The organism is Paraburkholderia agricolaris, from assembly GCF_009455635.1.
Taxonomy (GTDB): domain Bacteria; phylum Pseudomonadota; class Gammaproteobacteria; order Burkholderiales; family Burkholderiaceae; genus Paraburkholderia; species Paraburkholderia agricolaris.
This window is the reverse complement of sequence record NZ_QPER01000001.1, coordinates 2,606,417-2,623,772: the sequence shown is the minus strand read 5'-3', so window position 1 is coordinate 2,623,772 and position 17,356 is coordinate 2,606,417. Positions and strand designations below refer to the sequence as shown.

Below are 17,356 nucleotides of genomic sequence, written 5' to 3'. Positions count from 1 at the left end.
ATTGCAGGCAGAGACGATGAACGATTTCGCAGAACAGATGGACCAGGACGGCCTGGCGCTGTCGCCGGCGCAACGGCTGGTGCTGACAGCGCAAGGCACAACGGCGAACGCCGATGGCAGGCGTGACGTGCCTGCCGTGTTGGGCGCGACCTTGCGCGGCCCGTTTGACGACGCGCGACTCGCCGATGCATTTGCAAGCGTCTGCGCACGTCATGAGATCACGCAGACAGCGTTCCGGCACGTGCCGGGTTATGTGCAGCCCAGACAATTCCCATACGCGTTGACGGTGCCTTCGATCGAGCGCGTCGCATGCACGCTGGCGACGCTTGCTGAAGCCGAACAGGAAGCCATCGCGCGCATCTCGCCCGCGCTGGATGCGCCGGCGTTGTGCCGTGAGGACACGCATCCGCTGCGCGCGGTGTTGTTGCGCGCGGATGCGAATACCGCGCGTCTCGTGCTGATCGCCTCTCGTGCGGCAGCGGACGATGCGAGTCTTGCCGCGTTGTTGCGTGCAACCGTCGACGCTTATACGTCGTGCGAAGCATCCGGGGCGGACGAAGCGGACGAAGCGAGCGATGAGCCCGTGCAATACACGCAATTTGTCGAATGGCGCGACGAATTGAGCCGGGATGGCGATGCGCCCGCCGCCGCCGACTATTGGCGCGCTTATGCCGCCGACGTCGCCGCGCAAACGCAAGACGCGGCAGGGTTGCCGTATCGACGGCGAGCGGCCGCCGAGGGCGCGCGAAAGCGTGCAGCGCAGCCTCTTGCGTTCGAACTCGGCGCGACAACCCGCGACGCCATGTACGATGTTTTCACACGCGACCATGCGCTTTCGGCCGACGTCATTGCTCAGGCGGCATGGTGGATCGTGCTCGCGCGCGTGAGCGGCGCGTCGGCGTGGCACGGCGCCTGGCAGCACGACTGCCGGCGTGACTACGACATGCTGCGAGACGGGATCGGCGCGTATCAGCAGATGCTGCCGGTTTTGCTACGCTGCGCGCCGGAAGACCGTTTTATCGACACCGCACAGGCGTTGCAAACAACCCTCGTGACGCATCGGCGGTGGCAGGAATATGCTTCGTCGCATCCGGCTTTGCTCACCGCGCCGGCACAACGTGTGGCCTTCGTTCACGCAGATCCGGCTGTGACGCTTGCGATCGGCGGCGCGGGCTCATTGCCGTTGTCGGCGGAAATCGATGCGTTGCACGGTCCGTCGCCGGACTGCGAACTGGGCTTGCAAGCCGATATCGACGCCGATGGGCGGATCGTCCGTGTCGCCTTGCATTACGCGCACGGTGTTTATCCGCATGACGCAATGGCCGTGCTGCTCGATCAATATGTGAACGTGCTGACGACGTTGCCTTCGCTGACGACGCGGCGCAAGGATCGAATCGCCGAGTTGCCGTTAACGACCGCGGTATCGGAACGAGCTTTGCTCGACTGGCGCGGCGCGTCGCTCGATGTAAGCGGCGCACCCGTTCAATTTGCATCGACCGTCAGCGAGCGGATCGAGCGTTGGGCAACGCGCACGCCAGACGCACCCGCACTGGCCGCCGACGGAGTAATGCTGAGCTACCGCGAACTGCACGCACGCGTCACGGGACTCGCATCGCAACTCGCGGCACTGGGCGCGCCACGCGGCACGCCGATCGCTTTGGCGATGCCGCGCTCCGTCGCACAAGTCGTCGCCTTGCTGGCGGTGATGCAGGCCGGCGCACCGTATTTGCCGCTCGATCCTGCGTGGCCCGCAGCGAGGCGTCGCGCGATTGTGGCGCAGGCGAAGCCGTCGCTCGTGCTGTGTCTGCGTGACGACTACGCATCGTTGAACGCGGACGATCTGGCGAGCGCGTCGTATGCCGTACTCGACGCCGCATCGTTCGAAATCGCGTCACCTCCGTCAACGGTGAAGGCGGCGGCTGAACTTCACAAACCGGAACCGGCTGACGCGGCCTACGTCCTGTTTACATCTGGTTCGACCGGCGCGCCGAAGGGCGTCGTCATTGAACACCGGCAATTGCTGAACTATGTAGCGGGCGTGAGCGCAACGCTTGGCCTTGATCGTGTGCGCCGCGTTGCGCTGACTTCGACTGTCGCCGCCGATCTCGGCAATACCGCATTATTTGGCGCACTGTACAACGGCGCGTGCCTCGTCGTCGCGAACGCTCACGACACACATGACGCGGCTGCATTCGCGCGCTTCCTGCGCGACCAGTCGATCGATTGCGTGAAGATCACGCCCTCGCATCTCGACGCGTTGCTGGATACGCACGGCGCCGTCGTGCCGCATACGCTGATTCTCGGTGGCGAACCGGTGCCGCGGCGTCTTGCCGACAAGGTTCGCGCGATCGAGCCGGCATGCCGGATTTTCAATCACTACGGTCCAACGGAGACGACGATCGGCGTGCTGATTCATGAATTTGGTGCGGGGATCGAAGGGGAGAGTGCGCTCGAACCCATGCCGGCCGACACGCTTGCGCTCACCACGCCGCTGCCGAATTGCCGCGTCTACGTGCTCGACGCGGCGCAACGGCTCGCGCCGGTCGGCGTGCTCGGCGAGGTGTTTATCGGCGGCGCCCAGTTGTGCCGCGGATATCTCGACGCGTCGGGCCATGCTGCCCAAAACAGCGCCTTCATCGACGATCCGTTCCGGCCCGGCGAGCGTCTGTACCGCAGCGGCGACCTGGCGCGCTATCTGCCGGCCGGCGGCATCCAGTTGGCGGGCCGCGCGGACGACCAGATCAAGCTGCGCGGTTTTCGCATCGAACTCGTTGAAATCGAAGCGGCGCTGCTCGCCATACCGGGTGTCGGCCAGGCGGTGGTGCGCGCATTCGGCGACGACGCGCATCGCTATCTGGCGGCCTTTATCACCTGCGACGACGCTGCGCTCACCGAAACGGCAATCCGTGGCGCGCTCGGCGAACGCTTGCCGGAGCCGATGGTGCCGGCGCGCGTCGTCGTCATGGCGGCGATGCCGCGTCTGCCGAACGGCAAGATCGATCGACGGGTGCTGGCCGAACCCGGCCGAGCATCTGGCGGCCATCCCGGCGCAAGCGCGGAAACGGCGCCGCGCAGCGCGCTCGAAACCCTGCTCGCACGTAACCTGGCCATGTTGCTGGAGCGCGACAGCGTCGGCATTCACGACAGCCTGTTCGAACTCGGCGGCGATTCGCTGCTCGTGATCCGGCTGGCGTCGCGTGTTCGCGATCTGCTGCGTATCGACGTGTTGCCCGGGCTCATCTTCGAGCATCCAGGCGTCGCCGATCTCGCGCAAGCGCTGGCGGCGTTGCACGGCGCACCGGACGTGCTCGAACGAACCGCGAAATTGCGTCTGAAGCTCGACGCGATGGATCCCGCCGAGCGCGCGCGCTTCGAGGAACGTGCACGCGAACAGGCGCGCTTACGCGAGCAACCGGTGGGGTGATGAGCGCCGGTGGGGCCGTCATATCGGCTTGAAAGCCATCGGCCCAAAAACTTGCGTAATGAGTTGCGTAATGGGAATGATTCCGTTTAGTATTCGTAATTTGCATCAGTAATAAGAATCATTACCATTCGAGTGGGCGCTCGACGGCATACCTCGATCAACCGATTGAGCGTCATGCCGGCGTTCGCCGTTTCTAAAAAACTACCAGCGTTTGGAACGGGCATGAGAGCAGAGACCAAGGGGAAAAGAGGCATGGGAGAGGGGCGAAACCGGGTAGCCACACCCGGTCGATTGGCGGGGCGGCGGGTGTTGACGGCCGGTGCGCTGGTTGCCGGGTTGGCGTTTGCAATGGCGGCGCACGCAAGCAGCGACGTGCCGCAGCTTATCGATTCGCCCGCACAGCCGCTCGATCAGGCATTGAAGCAACTCGCGAGTCAGACGGGCCTGAAGCTTTCCTACTCGAGCGAACTGGTGGCGGGCAAGAGCGCGCCCGCCGTGCATGGCCGGCTCGCGGCTCCGCAGGCGCTGCAACAGATACTGGGAGCGTCCGGCTTGCAGGCCGTGAAAACCGGCGACGCTTACCTCGTTGCGCAACAGAACGTTCCAGCCAATAGCATGACCGACACCGGCAGCGGCACGTTGCCCGCGATCACGGTGAACGACAACGCGGCGGGCACCGCTGCCGCCAATGCGGTCAATCCCCCCACCACGATCGGCTCGAAGATTCCGCTCACGCAGCGCGAAATCCCGCAGACGGTGACGGTGATTCCGCAAGAGCAGATCCAGCAGCAGAACATGACCACGCTGACCGACGCGATGCGCGCGACACCGGGCGTGAGTGTCGTGTACGCGGACTCGGAGCGTACCAACTACTACGCACGCGGTTTCCCGATCGATACGTGGCTGCTCGACGGTGTAGCCAGCAATCAGAACCTTGCATCGATTGCGCCGAATCTTGCGATGTTCGATCGCGTCGAAGTGCTGCGCGGCCCGGACGGCCTGATGAACGGTTTCGGCAGCCCGGGCGGCTCGCTGAACCTGGTGCGCAAGCAGGCGCCGGGCACGTTCTCGATGAACGCGGAACTGTACGGCGGCACGTATAACGAGGTTGGCGGAATGGTGGACGTCGGCGGCCCGATCAACGCGGCCGGCACGTTGCGCGGCCGCCTGGTCGCCGAGGCGGATCGTCAGGATCTGACCCAGGATTCGACGTGGCGCCGCAGCAAGAACATCTACGGCACGCTCGAAGCGGATCTGACGTCGCAGACCAAATTGCAGATCGGCGCGAGCTACTCCGAGACCGATCAGAAGGCGATGTGGACCGGCACGCCGACCTACTCGAACTACACGTTCCTGAACTTGCCGCGTTCGACCTATCTCGGCGCGCCGTGGAACGACAATACCTACGACATCACGACCGCGTTCGCGACGCTGACGCAGAAACTGGGCGGCGGCTGGAGCGCCAAACTCGCGTTCAATTACCTCGAAAACCGCTCGTCGATCCTGAACGGCAACGTGTCCGGCCCGATCGATCCGATCACCAATACCGGCACGATCGGCGCAACCAAATGGGCGCAGGACGACCAGCAGGAATCGGTCGACCTGTCCGTGAGCGGGCCGTTCCAGTTGCTCGGCCGCACGCATCAACTGACGGTTGGCGGCAGCTATCTCCACGAGAGCCTGCGGACCCGCAACTTCTATTGCTCGGGCGGCAATGTTTTCTGCCAGAGCACCGGCAGCATCTTCTCGTCGATTCCCGAACCGGCCTTTGACGGCCCCGTGTCGGACGAAACCAAATCGACGAGTCAGTACGGCCTGTACGCCAACACGCGCATCAGCCTGGCCGATCCGCTGACGCTGGTGCTCGGCGCGCGCGCGACGTGGTGGGACTACGGTTTTACGCCGAACCCGGCGGCCAATTATTGGGGTGATTCGACCCAGCATCACCACATTTCGGGCCGTGTCACGCCGTATGCCGGCCTGATCTATGACATCAACCGGACTTACTCGGCGTATGTCAGTTACACCGGTATTTTCATCCCGCAGAACGGCACCGATGTGAGCGGCAACCTGCTGCAACCGCTCGAAGGCGATCAGTATGAGATCGGCCTGAAGGGCGAGTATTTCGGCGGTCAGCTGAACACGAATATCGCGCTGTTCCAGTTGACCGAGAAGAACCGTGCGCTCGACGATCCGCGCTACCCTGGCCAGGGTTTCGTGGTCGCGGCGGGTAAGGCGCGTGCACGCGGTGTCGAACTGACGGCGACCGGCCAGCTGACGTCGAACTGGAGCGTGTTCGGCGGCTATACGTACACGAATGCGCAGTTCCTCGACGCCAGCACGAACGCCGACGGCTTCGCGTTCCAGAGCGTCGCGCCGAAGCATCTGTTCAAGCTGTGGACCAACTACAGGTTGCCGGGCAATCTGAACAAGGTCTCGGTGGGTGGCGGTGCATATGTGTCGAGCGGCATTTCCGCCACCGACGGCGTGGGCACGGTTCGCCAGGGCACGTTCGCAACCTTCGATCTGCGCGCCGCGTACGACATCAACAAGAACCTGACGGCTTCGGTGAGCGTGACGAACCTGTTCGATCGTCACTACTACGACTCGATTTCGTCGACGGGCAGCTCCTTCTGGGGCAACCCGCGCCAACTGCTGTTCAAGCTGCGGATGCAAATGTAACGACCGCGCCGTGCCGCTTCGATCCTGCATCGCGAACGGCACGGCGCACATCCCGCCGCGGCACGCGCGGCGATCTGAATGGAAGCGGGCACCGCTGCCGTGCCCGGCTTACCTGATTCGAACGTGAACGTGTAACCGATTTGATCTGTCTGCATCATCCACGAGATACACAGCCATGAGCGAGCACTTGAGCAACGACGACCAGGACCTGATCGATCTGCTGGCAGCGGATCTGTCCTTCGGATCGACGCAGCGTCCGGCACCCGCCGACAATCTTCCGGCGCCGTTGTCGGTCGCACAGCAGCGCTTGTGGTTTATGCAACGCTACGAGCCGTCGAGCACGGCGTACAACATCGTTCACGGTTTCGATCTCGACGGGCCGCTCGATCTCGCGCGTCTGACGCGTGCGTTCGAGAGGGTGATCGAGCGCCACGAGATTCTTCGCACGCGCTTCGTCGAGCACGATGGCGTGACGGGCCAGCAGGTGCTGGACGCCGTGGAATTCGCCATTGCGCATCGGCGGCTCGATGTGCCCGACGTGCCCGATCAGCTCAAGGGGGACGCGTGGCGTCACGATGCGCTCGAAAGCGAAGCACGCAAGCCATTCGATCTCGACGGCTCGTTGCTGCGCGTGTCCGTGCATTCGGTGAGCGACGAGCGGCATCTGCTGGTGGTGGCGTTGCATCATCTGGTGTCGGACGGCTGGTCGAATGCAATCTGGGCGCGCGATCTGGCTGCTGCCTACGAAGCGGCCGAAACCTCCCCGTATGGCGCCGCGCGTTCGACTCCGCGCTGGCCCGCGTTGCCGATCCAGTACGCCGATCACGCGCGCCGCGAAGCGCAGTATCTGCGCAGCGATGCCGCGCGCGCCGATCTCGATTATTGGCGCACGGCGCTTGGCACGCGGTTGCCGGTGCTGAATTTACCCACCGATCGTTTTCGCCTCGACGTGCTGCGTTTTCGCGGTGCGGCGCAAACCTTGCTGGCGGATGCGAGCGTTGCCGCGCGCATCGCGGCGTTCTGCGCACGCGAACGCATCACGCCATTCGTGTTCTGCCTCGCCGCGTTTCAACTGGTGCTTGCGCGCATCAGCCAGCAGGATGAATTCCTGGTCGGTGTGCCCGGCGCGGGCCGGCATTGGCCCGACGTCGACAATCTGATCGGCTTCTTTGTCGATCTGCAAATCTATCGTGCGCGGCCCGACGCGCAGCTTCCGGTGCGCGACTGGCTGCGCCGGATTCAGGCGGAATCGGTCGGCGCGCTGAATCATCCTGGCCTGCCGTTCGAGCGCCTGCTCGAAACACTTGGTGTCGAACGCAGCGTGAACCGTCATCCCTTGTTTCAGGTGACGTTTGGCTATCAGGACACGACGAAACCGGCCACGCTGACGCTGGGCGACATGCGCGTGAACGCCGTCGATCTGCCCGCCGACGACGCCAAATTCGATCTGACGCTGCACGTCGGCTTCAACGCGCAGCGGCTCGAGGCGCGCTTTGTGTACGACGTCGATCTGTTCGACGCCGCGACTATCGCGCGCTTCGCCGCGCAGTATGAGATCGCACTCGATGCGTTGCTGAACCACGCCGATGCGCCGCTTGGCTCGCTCGATATTCTCGATGACGCGCAACGCGCGAGCCTGCTGGCGCGTGGCCGTACCGACGAGCGTTATCCAGTCACGCCGCCTGCCCATATATCCATCGCGCAACGCGCCGCGCAAGCGCCCGCCGAACCCGCGCTGCTGTTCGGCGACACGACGGTCAGCTATGGCGAACTGAACGCGCGCGCGAATCGCGTCGCGCATCGTTTGATTGCGCTCGGCGTGCAGCCGGAAATGCGTGTCGGAATCGCTGCCGAGCGTTCGGTCGAACTGATCGTCGGCCTGTTGGCCGTGCTGAAAACGGGTGCCGCGTATGTGCCCCTCGATCCCGCGTATCCGAACGACCGGCTCGCGTACATGCTCGACGACAGCGGCATTGCGTTGCTGTTGACACAAAGCCATTTGCACGACAGTTTGCCGTCGCGTGACGGCATGCGACTGATCGATCTCGACAGCGCGGCGTTCGATACCGAACCGTCGCATAACCCGGATGTGCGCGTATTCGACGGCACGCTGGCGTATGTCGTCTACACGTCGGGATCGACGGGGCGGCCGAAGGGCGTCGGCGTCGCGCACGGTCCGCTGTCGATGCACCTGCAGGCGATCGCGCAGCGCTACGACGTGCAGCCCGGCGACCGCGAACTGCAATTTTTCTCGATCAGTTTCGATGCCGCCGCGGAGCAGTGGCTGACTCCGCTCGTCAACGGCGCGGCTATTGTGATCCGGGATATGGGCGACTGGCCCCCCGAACGTCTGCTCGCGGAAGTGCGCGACAAACGCGTGACGATCCTGCATTTGCCGCCCGCCTATGTGGACCTGCTGCCGTCGGCCGCCGGTGTCGGCAGCGTCTCGGTCAAGACCTGCATTTCAGGCGGTGAAGGCTGGCAGAAGAGCGGCTTTGACGCGGTGCGGCGCAGCTTGCGTCCGCAGCGGCTCGTCAACGCCTATGGTCCCGCCGAAACGGTGATCACGCCGACCGCGTGGGTCGCCGACGCCGCTAGTGTGTTCGACAGCGCCTACGCGCCGATTGGCCGGCCGGTCGGCGAGCGCAGCGTCTACGTGCTCGATCCGGACATGCATCTGCTCGCCGACCGTCTGCAAGGCGAGCTGTATATCGGCGGCCACGGAATGGCGCGCGGCTACATGGGACGTGCCGCGCTGACCGCCGAACGTTTCGTGCCCGATCCGTTCAGTAACGACGGCGCACGCCTGTACCGCACCGGCGACCTGGTCTGCTGGGGCGCGGCCGGCGAACTCGAGTATCAAGGGCGGCTCGATCATCAGGTCAAGATTCGCGGTTTCCGGATCGAGTTGGGCGAAGTCGAATCGGCGTTGTTGAAACAGCCGGGTGTGCGTGAAGCGGTGGTCGTTGCGCAGGAGGGGCCGGGCGGCACGCGGCTGGTCGCTTACGTGAGTGCACGGGGCGACGCGGAATCCACTGGCCGGCTCGCCCCGGCTACATTGCGCGCGGCGTTGCTGGCCGAATTGCCGGATTACATGGTGCCGGGTGCGCTGGTCGTGATGGACGCGTTGCCGATCAATCCGAACGGCAAGGTCGACCGCCGCGCGTTGCCCGTACCGCAATTCGACCGCGAAGCGTATGCCGCGCCGCAGGGCGACGCGGAAATGGCGCTGGCGGCAGCATGGCGCGAGATTCTCGGAATCGATGAAATTGGCCGGCATCACAACTTTTTCGAACTGGGCGGCGATTCGATCCTCAGCTTGCAGATCGTCGCACGTGCGCGGGAGGCCGGCTGGAAAATCACACCGCGTCAGTTGTTCGAGCGGCAGACGGTTGCGGAACTGGCGGCGGTGGCGATTGCATTGAACCCGGCATTGAACCCGGCATTCGAGGCGGATGCCAGGTTCGCGGACAACGAAGCAGGCAACGAAGCGCACGCGCAAGGGCCGATCGGATTGCTGCCGATCCAGCACGAGTTCTTCGGTAGCGAGATTCCGAATCACAATCATTGGAACCAGTCGGTGCTGTTGTCGAGCGATAAGCCGATCGACGCCGCGCGCCTGCACGATGCGTTGCGCGCCGTGGTTGCGCACCATGAAGCGTTGCGCTTGCGCTTCACGCGCGACGCGCGTGGCAACTGGCATCAACAGCCGGGTGCTGTTTTCAGCGATGCGCAGCCGCTGCTGTGGACGCGTCGCGCCGACACGCGTGAGCAGATCGAAGCGCTGTGCAATGACGCGCAGCTTAGCCTCGATATCGAACATGGCCCGCTGCTGCGCGCGCTATTGATCGATGTTGCGGACGGCACGAGCCGCGTATTGCTGGCGGTCCATCACCTGGTGATCGACGGCGTGTCTTGGCGCATTCTGCTTGATGATTTGCAGCGTGCCTTCGCGCAACTGGACGGCAAACTCTCGCCCGATGACGTACGTTTGCCGTCGAATGGAACGTCGTATCGCGCGTGGTCGCAGCGTTTGACGACCTACGCGGCGTCCGACGCGGTGCAGGCGCAACGCGCCTACTGGCGCACGCAACTGGCGACGTCGGCGAGCTTGCCTTGCGATAAGGACACCTTGGGCGGCATTGCGGAAACCCGCGCGCTGCTGCGCAGCACCGAACTCCAACTCGATCGCGGCCTCACACAACGGCTGCTGCAAGTTGCCCCCGCCGCTTATCGCACCCAGGTCAACGATCTGCTGCTGACCGCGCTGGGCCGTGCGCTGTGCGCGTGGACGGGCGAGCCGGCGATCCGGATCGATCTCGAAGGGCATGGCCGCGAGGATCTGTTCGACGGTCTCGATCTGAGCCGGACCGTAGGCTGGTTCACGAGTGTGTATCCGGTGGTGCTCGACGCCGGCGGGGCGCCTGGGACGGCGCTGAAGCGCGTCAAGGAAACACTGCGGAATGTGCCTGACCGCGGTCTTGGATATGGCGTGCTGTCCGACTTGCCGGCTCATGCGCAGACACTGTTCAACTACCTTGGACAGATCGACGGGCAACTGGATGCTCACGCAGGCTGGCGTGCCGCGACAGAGTCGGCTGGGACGACCAATGATCCGCACGCGCGGCTCACGTATCCGCTGTCGATCGCGGGGCAGGTTTTCGACGGCGAGCTGCATCTGATGCTCGCATGGAGCAGCGTGCGTTTCGAGCAGGCGACGATAGAACGGGTCGTGCAAGATTTCCGCACGGAGCTGGTCGGATTGATCGAACATTGCACGAGCGATGCGGGCGGTGTGACGCCGTCCGATTTTCCGTTGGCGCGTTTGACCCAGCCGGAACTCGATGCGTTGACCGCCACGCTGCCGGTTGCCGCGCGTGAGTTGCAGGACCTCTATCCATTGCCGCCGATGCAGGCCGGCATGCTGTTCCACACGTGGCTGACACCTGACGACAGCGCGTATCGCAATCAATTGCGCGTCGATCTCGACGGGCTCGATGCACATCGGTTCCGCGCGGCATGGCGCGCGGTGACCGAGCGTCACGATATTCTGCGCACCGGTTTTCTCCAGCATCGCCATGCGCTGTTGCAGTGGGTCGCGAAGAGCGCGTCGTTACCGCTCGACGAACTGGACTGGCGCGAGCGTGCCTCGCTTGACGGCGTTTCGCTATCGGCAGAACTCGATGCACTCGCGCAAGCCGAACTCGCAAAGGGCTTCGACGTCACGCGTCCGCCGTTGCAGCGGCTGGCGCTGGTGCGAACCGGCGACACGCGCTATCACCTGATCTGGACCGTGCATCACGTGCTGCTCGACGGCTGGAGCGCATCGCAGCTGATCGGCGACGTGCTGCGCCACTACGGTGGCGAACCTCTGGCGACGCGCGGTGGGCGGTATCGCGATTACGTCGAATGGCTGTTGAAGCGCGATCCCGGTGCCAGCGAAACGTACTGGCGCGATCAGCTCGCCGCGCTCGATACACCGACGCGGCTCGCACCTGCGTTACGCGGCACCGCGGGTGCTGCCGAAGCAAGCGACTATAGTGCGACTGGAAACCCCGGCTACGCCGAAGCGCATCTCGAACTGGATGGTGAAGCCAGTGAGCGACTGGCCGCCTTTGCGCGACAGGAGCGCGTGACGGTCAACACGCTGGTGCAGGCCGCGTGGGCGTTGCTGTTGCAGCGTTATACGTCGCAGGACACGATTGCATTTGGCGCAACGGTCGCCGGCCGTCCCGACGATCTGCCCGGTGCGCAACAGTTGCTCGGCTTGTTTATCAATACGTTGCCGGTGATCGCATCGCCGCGCGCCGGCCTGCGTGTCGGCGACTGGTTGCGGGCGATGCAGGCGCAGGCGCTGATGTCGCGCGAGCATGAACACACGCCGCTCAACGAGATTCAACGCTGGGCCGGCGTGGGCGGCGAGGCGCTGTTCGACAGCCTGATCGTGTTCGAAAACTATCCGGTCGATGCCGCGTTGAAGGCCGGCGCGCCTGGCGGCTTGCAGGTGCTCGATGTATCGAGCCGCGAGCAGACGCATTATCCGTTGACGCTGACGGTCGCGCAGATCGATGGCGTGCTGCGCGCGCGCTGCAGTTTTGCGCAAGACGGGATCGATACGACAGGGGTCGCGCAGCTTCTGAAGCAGTTCGGGCTCCTGTTGAATGGGCTGTGCGCCGTGGAATTTGTCGGTGAGCTGACGCTTCTGGACGACACTTCATCGGTGCACCAGCAGCACGCTGGATGCAGCACCGATTCGTTCGCCGACGCCGCTGCCGTGCATGAGCTGATCGAGCGCCAGGGAGCCTCGACGCCGGATGCGATTGCGCTGGTCTGTGGCGATGAGGCATTGAGCTATGCCGCGTTGAATGCGCGTGCAAACCGCCTGGCGCATCGCCTGATCCGCGAAGGCGTGCGCGCCGACGTGATGGTTGCGGTGGCGCTGGAGCGTTCGGTGGATATGCTGGTGGCGCTGCTTGCGGTGCTGAAGGCGGGAGGGGCGTATGTGCCGCTCGACCCGTCGTATCCGGCCGCCCGGCTGGGCTATATGCTCGACGATTGCCGTGCGCCCTTGCTGCTGACCCAGCGCGCGGTGATGGGTATGACCGGCGCGTTGCCGGTGGGTGAACCCACCCGTGTGATCGAACTGGATGCGCTGGATCTGTCGGCCGGGCCGGCCGGGAATCCGGCGGTGGCCGTAAGCGGTGAGCAACTGGCGTACGTGATCTATACGTCGGGTTCGACAGGCCAGCCCAAAGGCACGATGGTGCGTCACGCCGCGCTGACGAATTTCCTGCACGGCGTGGCGCGCGAACCGGGTCTGACGGTGGGTGACACGCTGGTCGCGGTGACCTCGCTGTCGTTCGATATTGCGGCGCTGGAACTGTTCCTGCCGCTGATGGCAGGCGCGAAGGTGGTGCTGGCCTCTCGCGATGAAGCACGTGACGCCCGTCTGCTGGCAGGGTTGCTGGAGAAACATGCGGCGAGCGTGATGCAGTCGACGCCGGCGACCTGGCGCATGCTGCTCGACTCGGGCTGGCCTGCGGGCGCGCAACGGGTCTCGCTGAAGGGCCTGTGCGGCGGTGAAGCGCTGCCGGCCGAACTGGCGACGCGTCTGCGGGCTGCGGGCGTCGATCTGTGGAACATGTACGGACCGACCGAAACGACGATCTGGTCGTCGGTGGCGCATGTCGGTGAGAGTGCCCCAATGCTGGGCCGTCCGTTACCGGCGACGCAGTTGCGCGTTCTCGACGCGAGTCTGAATCTGGTGCCGCAAGGCGTGGCGGGTGAACTGTACATCGGCGGCGAGGCGCTGGCACGGGGCTATCTGAAGCGTGCGGCGCTGACGGCGGGGCGCTTCGTGCCCGATCCGTTCTCCACGCAGGGCGCACGGCTTTATCGCACCGGCGACCTGGCGCGCTGGCGCGCGGACGGTGAGCTGGAATATCTCGGGCGGATCGATCATCAGGTCAAGATCCGGGGCTTCCGGATTGAGCTCGGCGAAGTCGAGGCACAACTGCTGGCGCAGCAGGACGTGCGAGAGGCGGTGGTGACCGCGCAAGGCGCAGCGGGTGGTATGCGCCTGGTGGGCTACGTTGCGCCGCATGCGGGCGTCACGCTGGATGGCGCGTCGTTGCGCGCGGCGTTGTCGGCGGCATTGCCGGATTACATGGTGCCGTCCGCCGTGGTGGTGCTGGAGGCGCTGCCACTGACGCCGAACGGCAAGGTGGACCGCAAGGCGCTGCCGGCGCCTGAATTCCAGACGCGTGGCTATGAAGCACCGCAAGGCGACTTCGAAACGACGCTCGCCACGCTGTTTGAACAGGTGCTGGGGGTGGAGCGCGTCGGACGGCACGACAACTTCTTCGAACTCGGTGGCGATTCGATTCTCAGCCTGAAAGTGGTCGCCCAGGCCCATCACGCCGGCATCACGATGACGCCGCGCCAGCTGTTCGATACGCAGACGGTGGCGGCGCTGGCCCAGACCCTGAACGAAGACGCCACGCAAGCCGCACTGCCGCCGATGACGGTCATCGCCGCGGACGAACGGACGGCATTGCCGCTGTCGCACGCGCAGCAGCGTCTGTGGTTCCTGTGGAATCTGCAGCCGCAGAGCAGCGCGTATCACATGCCGGGTGCACTTCGGCTGACGGGTGAACTCGATGCGCACGCGGTGCGCGCCAGCATCGATGCGGTGGTCGCACGGCATGAATCGCTGCGCACGACCTTTGTGGCGCAGGCCGATGGCGAAGTGGTGCAGTCCATTGGTATGGTGACGCGATGCGACTGGCGCATCGTTGATATTGCATCTTCCGGCGCGATAGAAACCACCCTGGCATCGACCGTCAACGCCTTCGCCGCCGAGCCGTTCGATCTGGTGCATGGCCCGCTGCTGCGTGTCGCGCTGATCCGGGTGCATGAACGCGAGCATGTGCTGGCGGTGGTGATGCATCACATCGTGTCGGATGGCTGGTCGGTGGATGTGCTGCTGCGGGAATTCGTCGAAGGCTATCGTGCGCTGCGCGGAGGCAGCGAGGCGCAGCGGGATCCGTTGCCGGTGCAGTACGCCGATTACGCGGTGTGGCAGAGGCGCTGGCTCGAAGCGGGTGAGCAGGCGCGCCAGCTCGCATACTGGCGCGCGCAGCTGGGCGACGATCATCCGGTGCTGGCACTGCCGGCGGACCGTGCGCGCCAGGCGGTGAGCGCCTGGCACGGCGCCACCCATCGCATCGTCATTCCGGACACGCTGGCGCGGGCCATCCGTCAACGCGCGCAGCAGTTGAGGGCGACGCCGTTCGTGGTGCTGCTGGCGGGCTTCCAGCTGCTGCTGCATCGCTACACGGGGCAGACCGACATCCGGGTTGGGGTGCCGGCGGCGAACCGTGAGCGGGTCGAAACCGCGGGGCTGATCGGACTGTTCGTCAATACGCTGGTGATGCGCGCGCAGCTGGACGGCGGCACGCCGCTGCCGACGTTGCTGGAGACGGTGAGGCGCGCCGCGCAGGAGGCGCAGGCGCATCAGGACCTGCCGTTCGACGTGCTGGTCGATGCGTTGCAGCCGCAGCGCAGCCTGAGCCACGCGCCGCTGTTCCAGGTGATGTTCAACCATCTGCGCGACGATGAGCGGGTGCTGGAGACGCTGCCCGGGGTGAGCGTGGCGTGGTACGGGTTGAGCGAGGCGATGGCGCAGTTCGAGCTGACGCTGAATACGACGGAGGCGTCGGACGGGACGATGTCGGCGAGCTTTGTGTACGCGTGCGAGCTGTTCGATGCGCGGACGGTCGAGCGGCTGGCGCGGCACTATGTGGCGTCGCTGAATGCGCTCGTGTCGGGGCAGGTGTCCACGGTCAACGACGTCGAACTGATGAGCGACGCGGAGCGTGAGCATCTGCTCGGTTTTAGCCGTTGCGATGTGGACTATGACGGCGCACAACCTGTGCATCGGGTCATCGAGGCGCAGGTGCGCAGGACGCCGGACGCGGTGGCCGTGCTGTTTGGCGATCAGAAGCTGACCTACGCCGAACTGAACGCGCGCGCCAACCGTCTGGCGCACCGCTTATCGGCACAGGGCGTCGGCCCGGATGTGCGCGTGGGGATTGCCGTCGAGCGCTCGGTCGAGATGGTGGTGGGACTGCTCGCGATCATGAAAGCGGGCGGCGCCTATGTGCCGTTCGACCCGTCGTATCCGGCTGCGCGACTCGCGTACATGATGGCCGATAGCGGCATTGCGCTGCTGCTGACGCAGCGCCGGGTGCGTGACGCGCTGCCGCTGCCGGATGGGATCGCGGTGCTCGAACTGGATGCGCCCGATCTTACGGACCAACCGTCGCACAACCCGGTTATCGGACTGGATGGCGAAAACCTCGCCTACGTGATCTACACGTCGGGTTCCACAGGCCAGCCGAAGGGCGCGGCGAACCGCCATGGCGCGCTATATAACCGCCTGGTGTGGATGCAGCAGGCCTACGCGCTGGATGCCACAGACACGGTGTTGCAGAAGACGCCGTTCAGCTTCGACGTCTCGGTGTGGGAGTTCTTCTGGCCGTTGATGACCGGCGCGCGTCTGGCGGTGGCCGCGCCTGACGATCATCGCGATCCGCAGAAGCTGGCCGAACTGATCGAACGCCATGCGGTGACGACGCTGCATTTCGTGCCGTCGATGCTGCAGGCGTTCATCGCGTACGAAGGCGCGCAGCAATGCACGGGCCTCAGGCGCGTGATCTGCAGTGGCGAGGCGTTGTCCACGGAGCTGAAGGACCGTGCGCTGGCGGCGCTGCCGGCTGCGGCACTCTACAACCTGTACGGCCCGACGGAAGCGGCCATCGACGTCACGCACTGGAGCTGCCAGGCGGAGGACACGGTAACGCCGATCGGCCGTCCGATTGCGAACGTTCAGACGTATGTGCTGGATGCATCGCTGAACATGACGCCGGTGGGAGTGGCAGGTGAACTGTATCTGGGTGGAGCGGGGCTCGCGCGGGGTTATCTGAACCGCCCGGCGCTGACGGCGGAGCGCTTCGTGCCGGACCCGTTCTCGGCCGAAGGCACCCGTCTGTACCGCACGGGAGACCTGGCGCGCTGGCGTGCGGACGGTGCGCTGGAGTATCTGGGCCGGATCGATCATCAGGTGAAGATTCGTGGCTTCCGGATCGAGCTTGGCGAGATCGAGGCACAGCTTCTCGCGCAGACCAATGTGCGTGAGGCGGTCGTCGTCGCTCAGGAATCACCAATGGGCACGCGCCTGATCGCTTACGTCAGCGCCAACGCGAATACAGCGCTGGCCGCGTCGAGCTTGCGGCAGGCTCTCGCCGAAGCGTTACCCGAGCACATGGTGCCGTCGGCGATCGTCGTGCTGGACACGCTGCCGCTGAGTCCCAACGGCAAGGTGGACCGCAAGGCGCTGCCCGCGCCGGAGCAAGGCGCCATCGCGGACCGCGCCGCGACTTACGAGCCGCCTCAAAACCCAACAGAACGCGCTATCGTGGCAATCTGGCAAGACATCCTGGGGATCGAACGGATCGGCCGTCACGACAATTTCTTCGAACTTGGCGGACACTCGTTGCTGACGATGAAAGCGCAGCGCGCAATTTTCCGCGATCTGCAAACGGATATTCCACTAGCATCCCTGTTTCTGAAGCCGACACTGCATGAGATCGCCGCGGAGTGCGAAGCATTGCACGCGAATGCACAGCGCGAGCAGGACGACAACGTCCGCGAGATGAAGTCGCTGCTCGACGAACTGATGGACTAACT

General features: G+C 64.8%; 3 protein-coding genes. All 3 read left to right on the top strand.

The window, feature by feature from the left end; all coding sequences use genetic code 11:
• Positions 1-16: 16 nt before the first annotated feature.
• The 3 genes from GH665_RS11665 to GH665_RS11655 all read left to right on the top strand — a co-directional run bounded on the left by GH665_RS11665 (position 17) and on the right by GH665_RS11655 (position 17,354).
• Complete coding sequence (locus tag GH665_RS11665; protein WP_167530941.1) at positions 17-3,424, top strand: non-ribosomal peptide synthetase; 3,408 nt, start codon at positions 17-19, stop codon at positions 3,422-3,424.
• A gap of 252 nt (positions 3,425-3,676) precedes the next feature.
• The gene (locus GH665_RS11660; RefSeq protein WP_217361876.1) at positions 3,677-6,106 is read left to right on the top strand and encodes a TonB-dependent siderophore receptor; all 2,430 of its coding nucleotides are present in this window, start codon (positions 3,677-3,679) and stop codon (positions 6,104-6,106) included.
• Between the two features lie 175 nt (positions 6,107-6,281).
• Positions 6,282-17,354 (top strand): non-ribosomal peptide synthetase, encoded by an 11,073-nt coding sequence (locus tag GH665_RS11655; RefSeq protein ID WP_153135983.1) that lies wholly within the window; start codon positions 6,282-6,284, stop codon positions 17,352-17,354.
• Positions 17,355-17,356 lie beyond the last annotated feature (2 nt).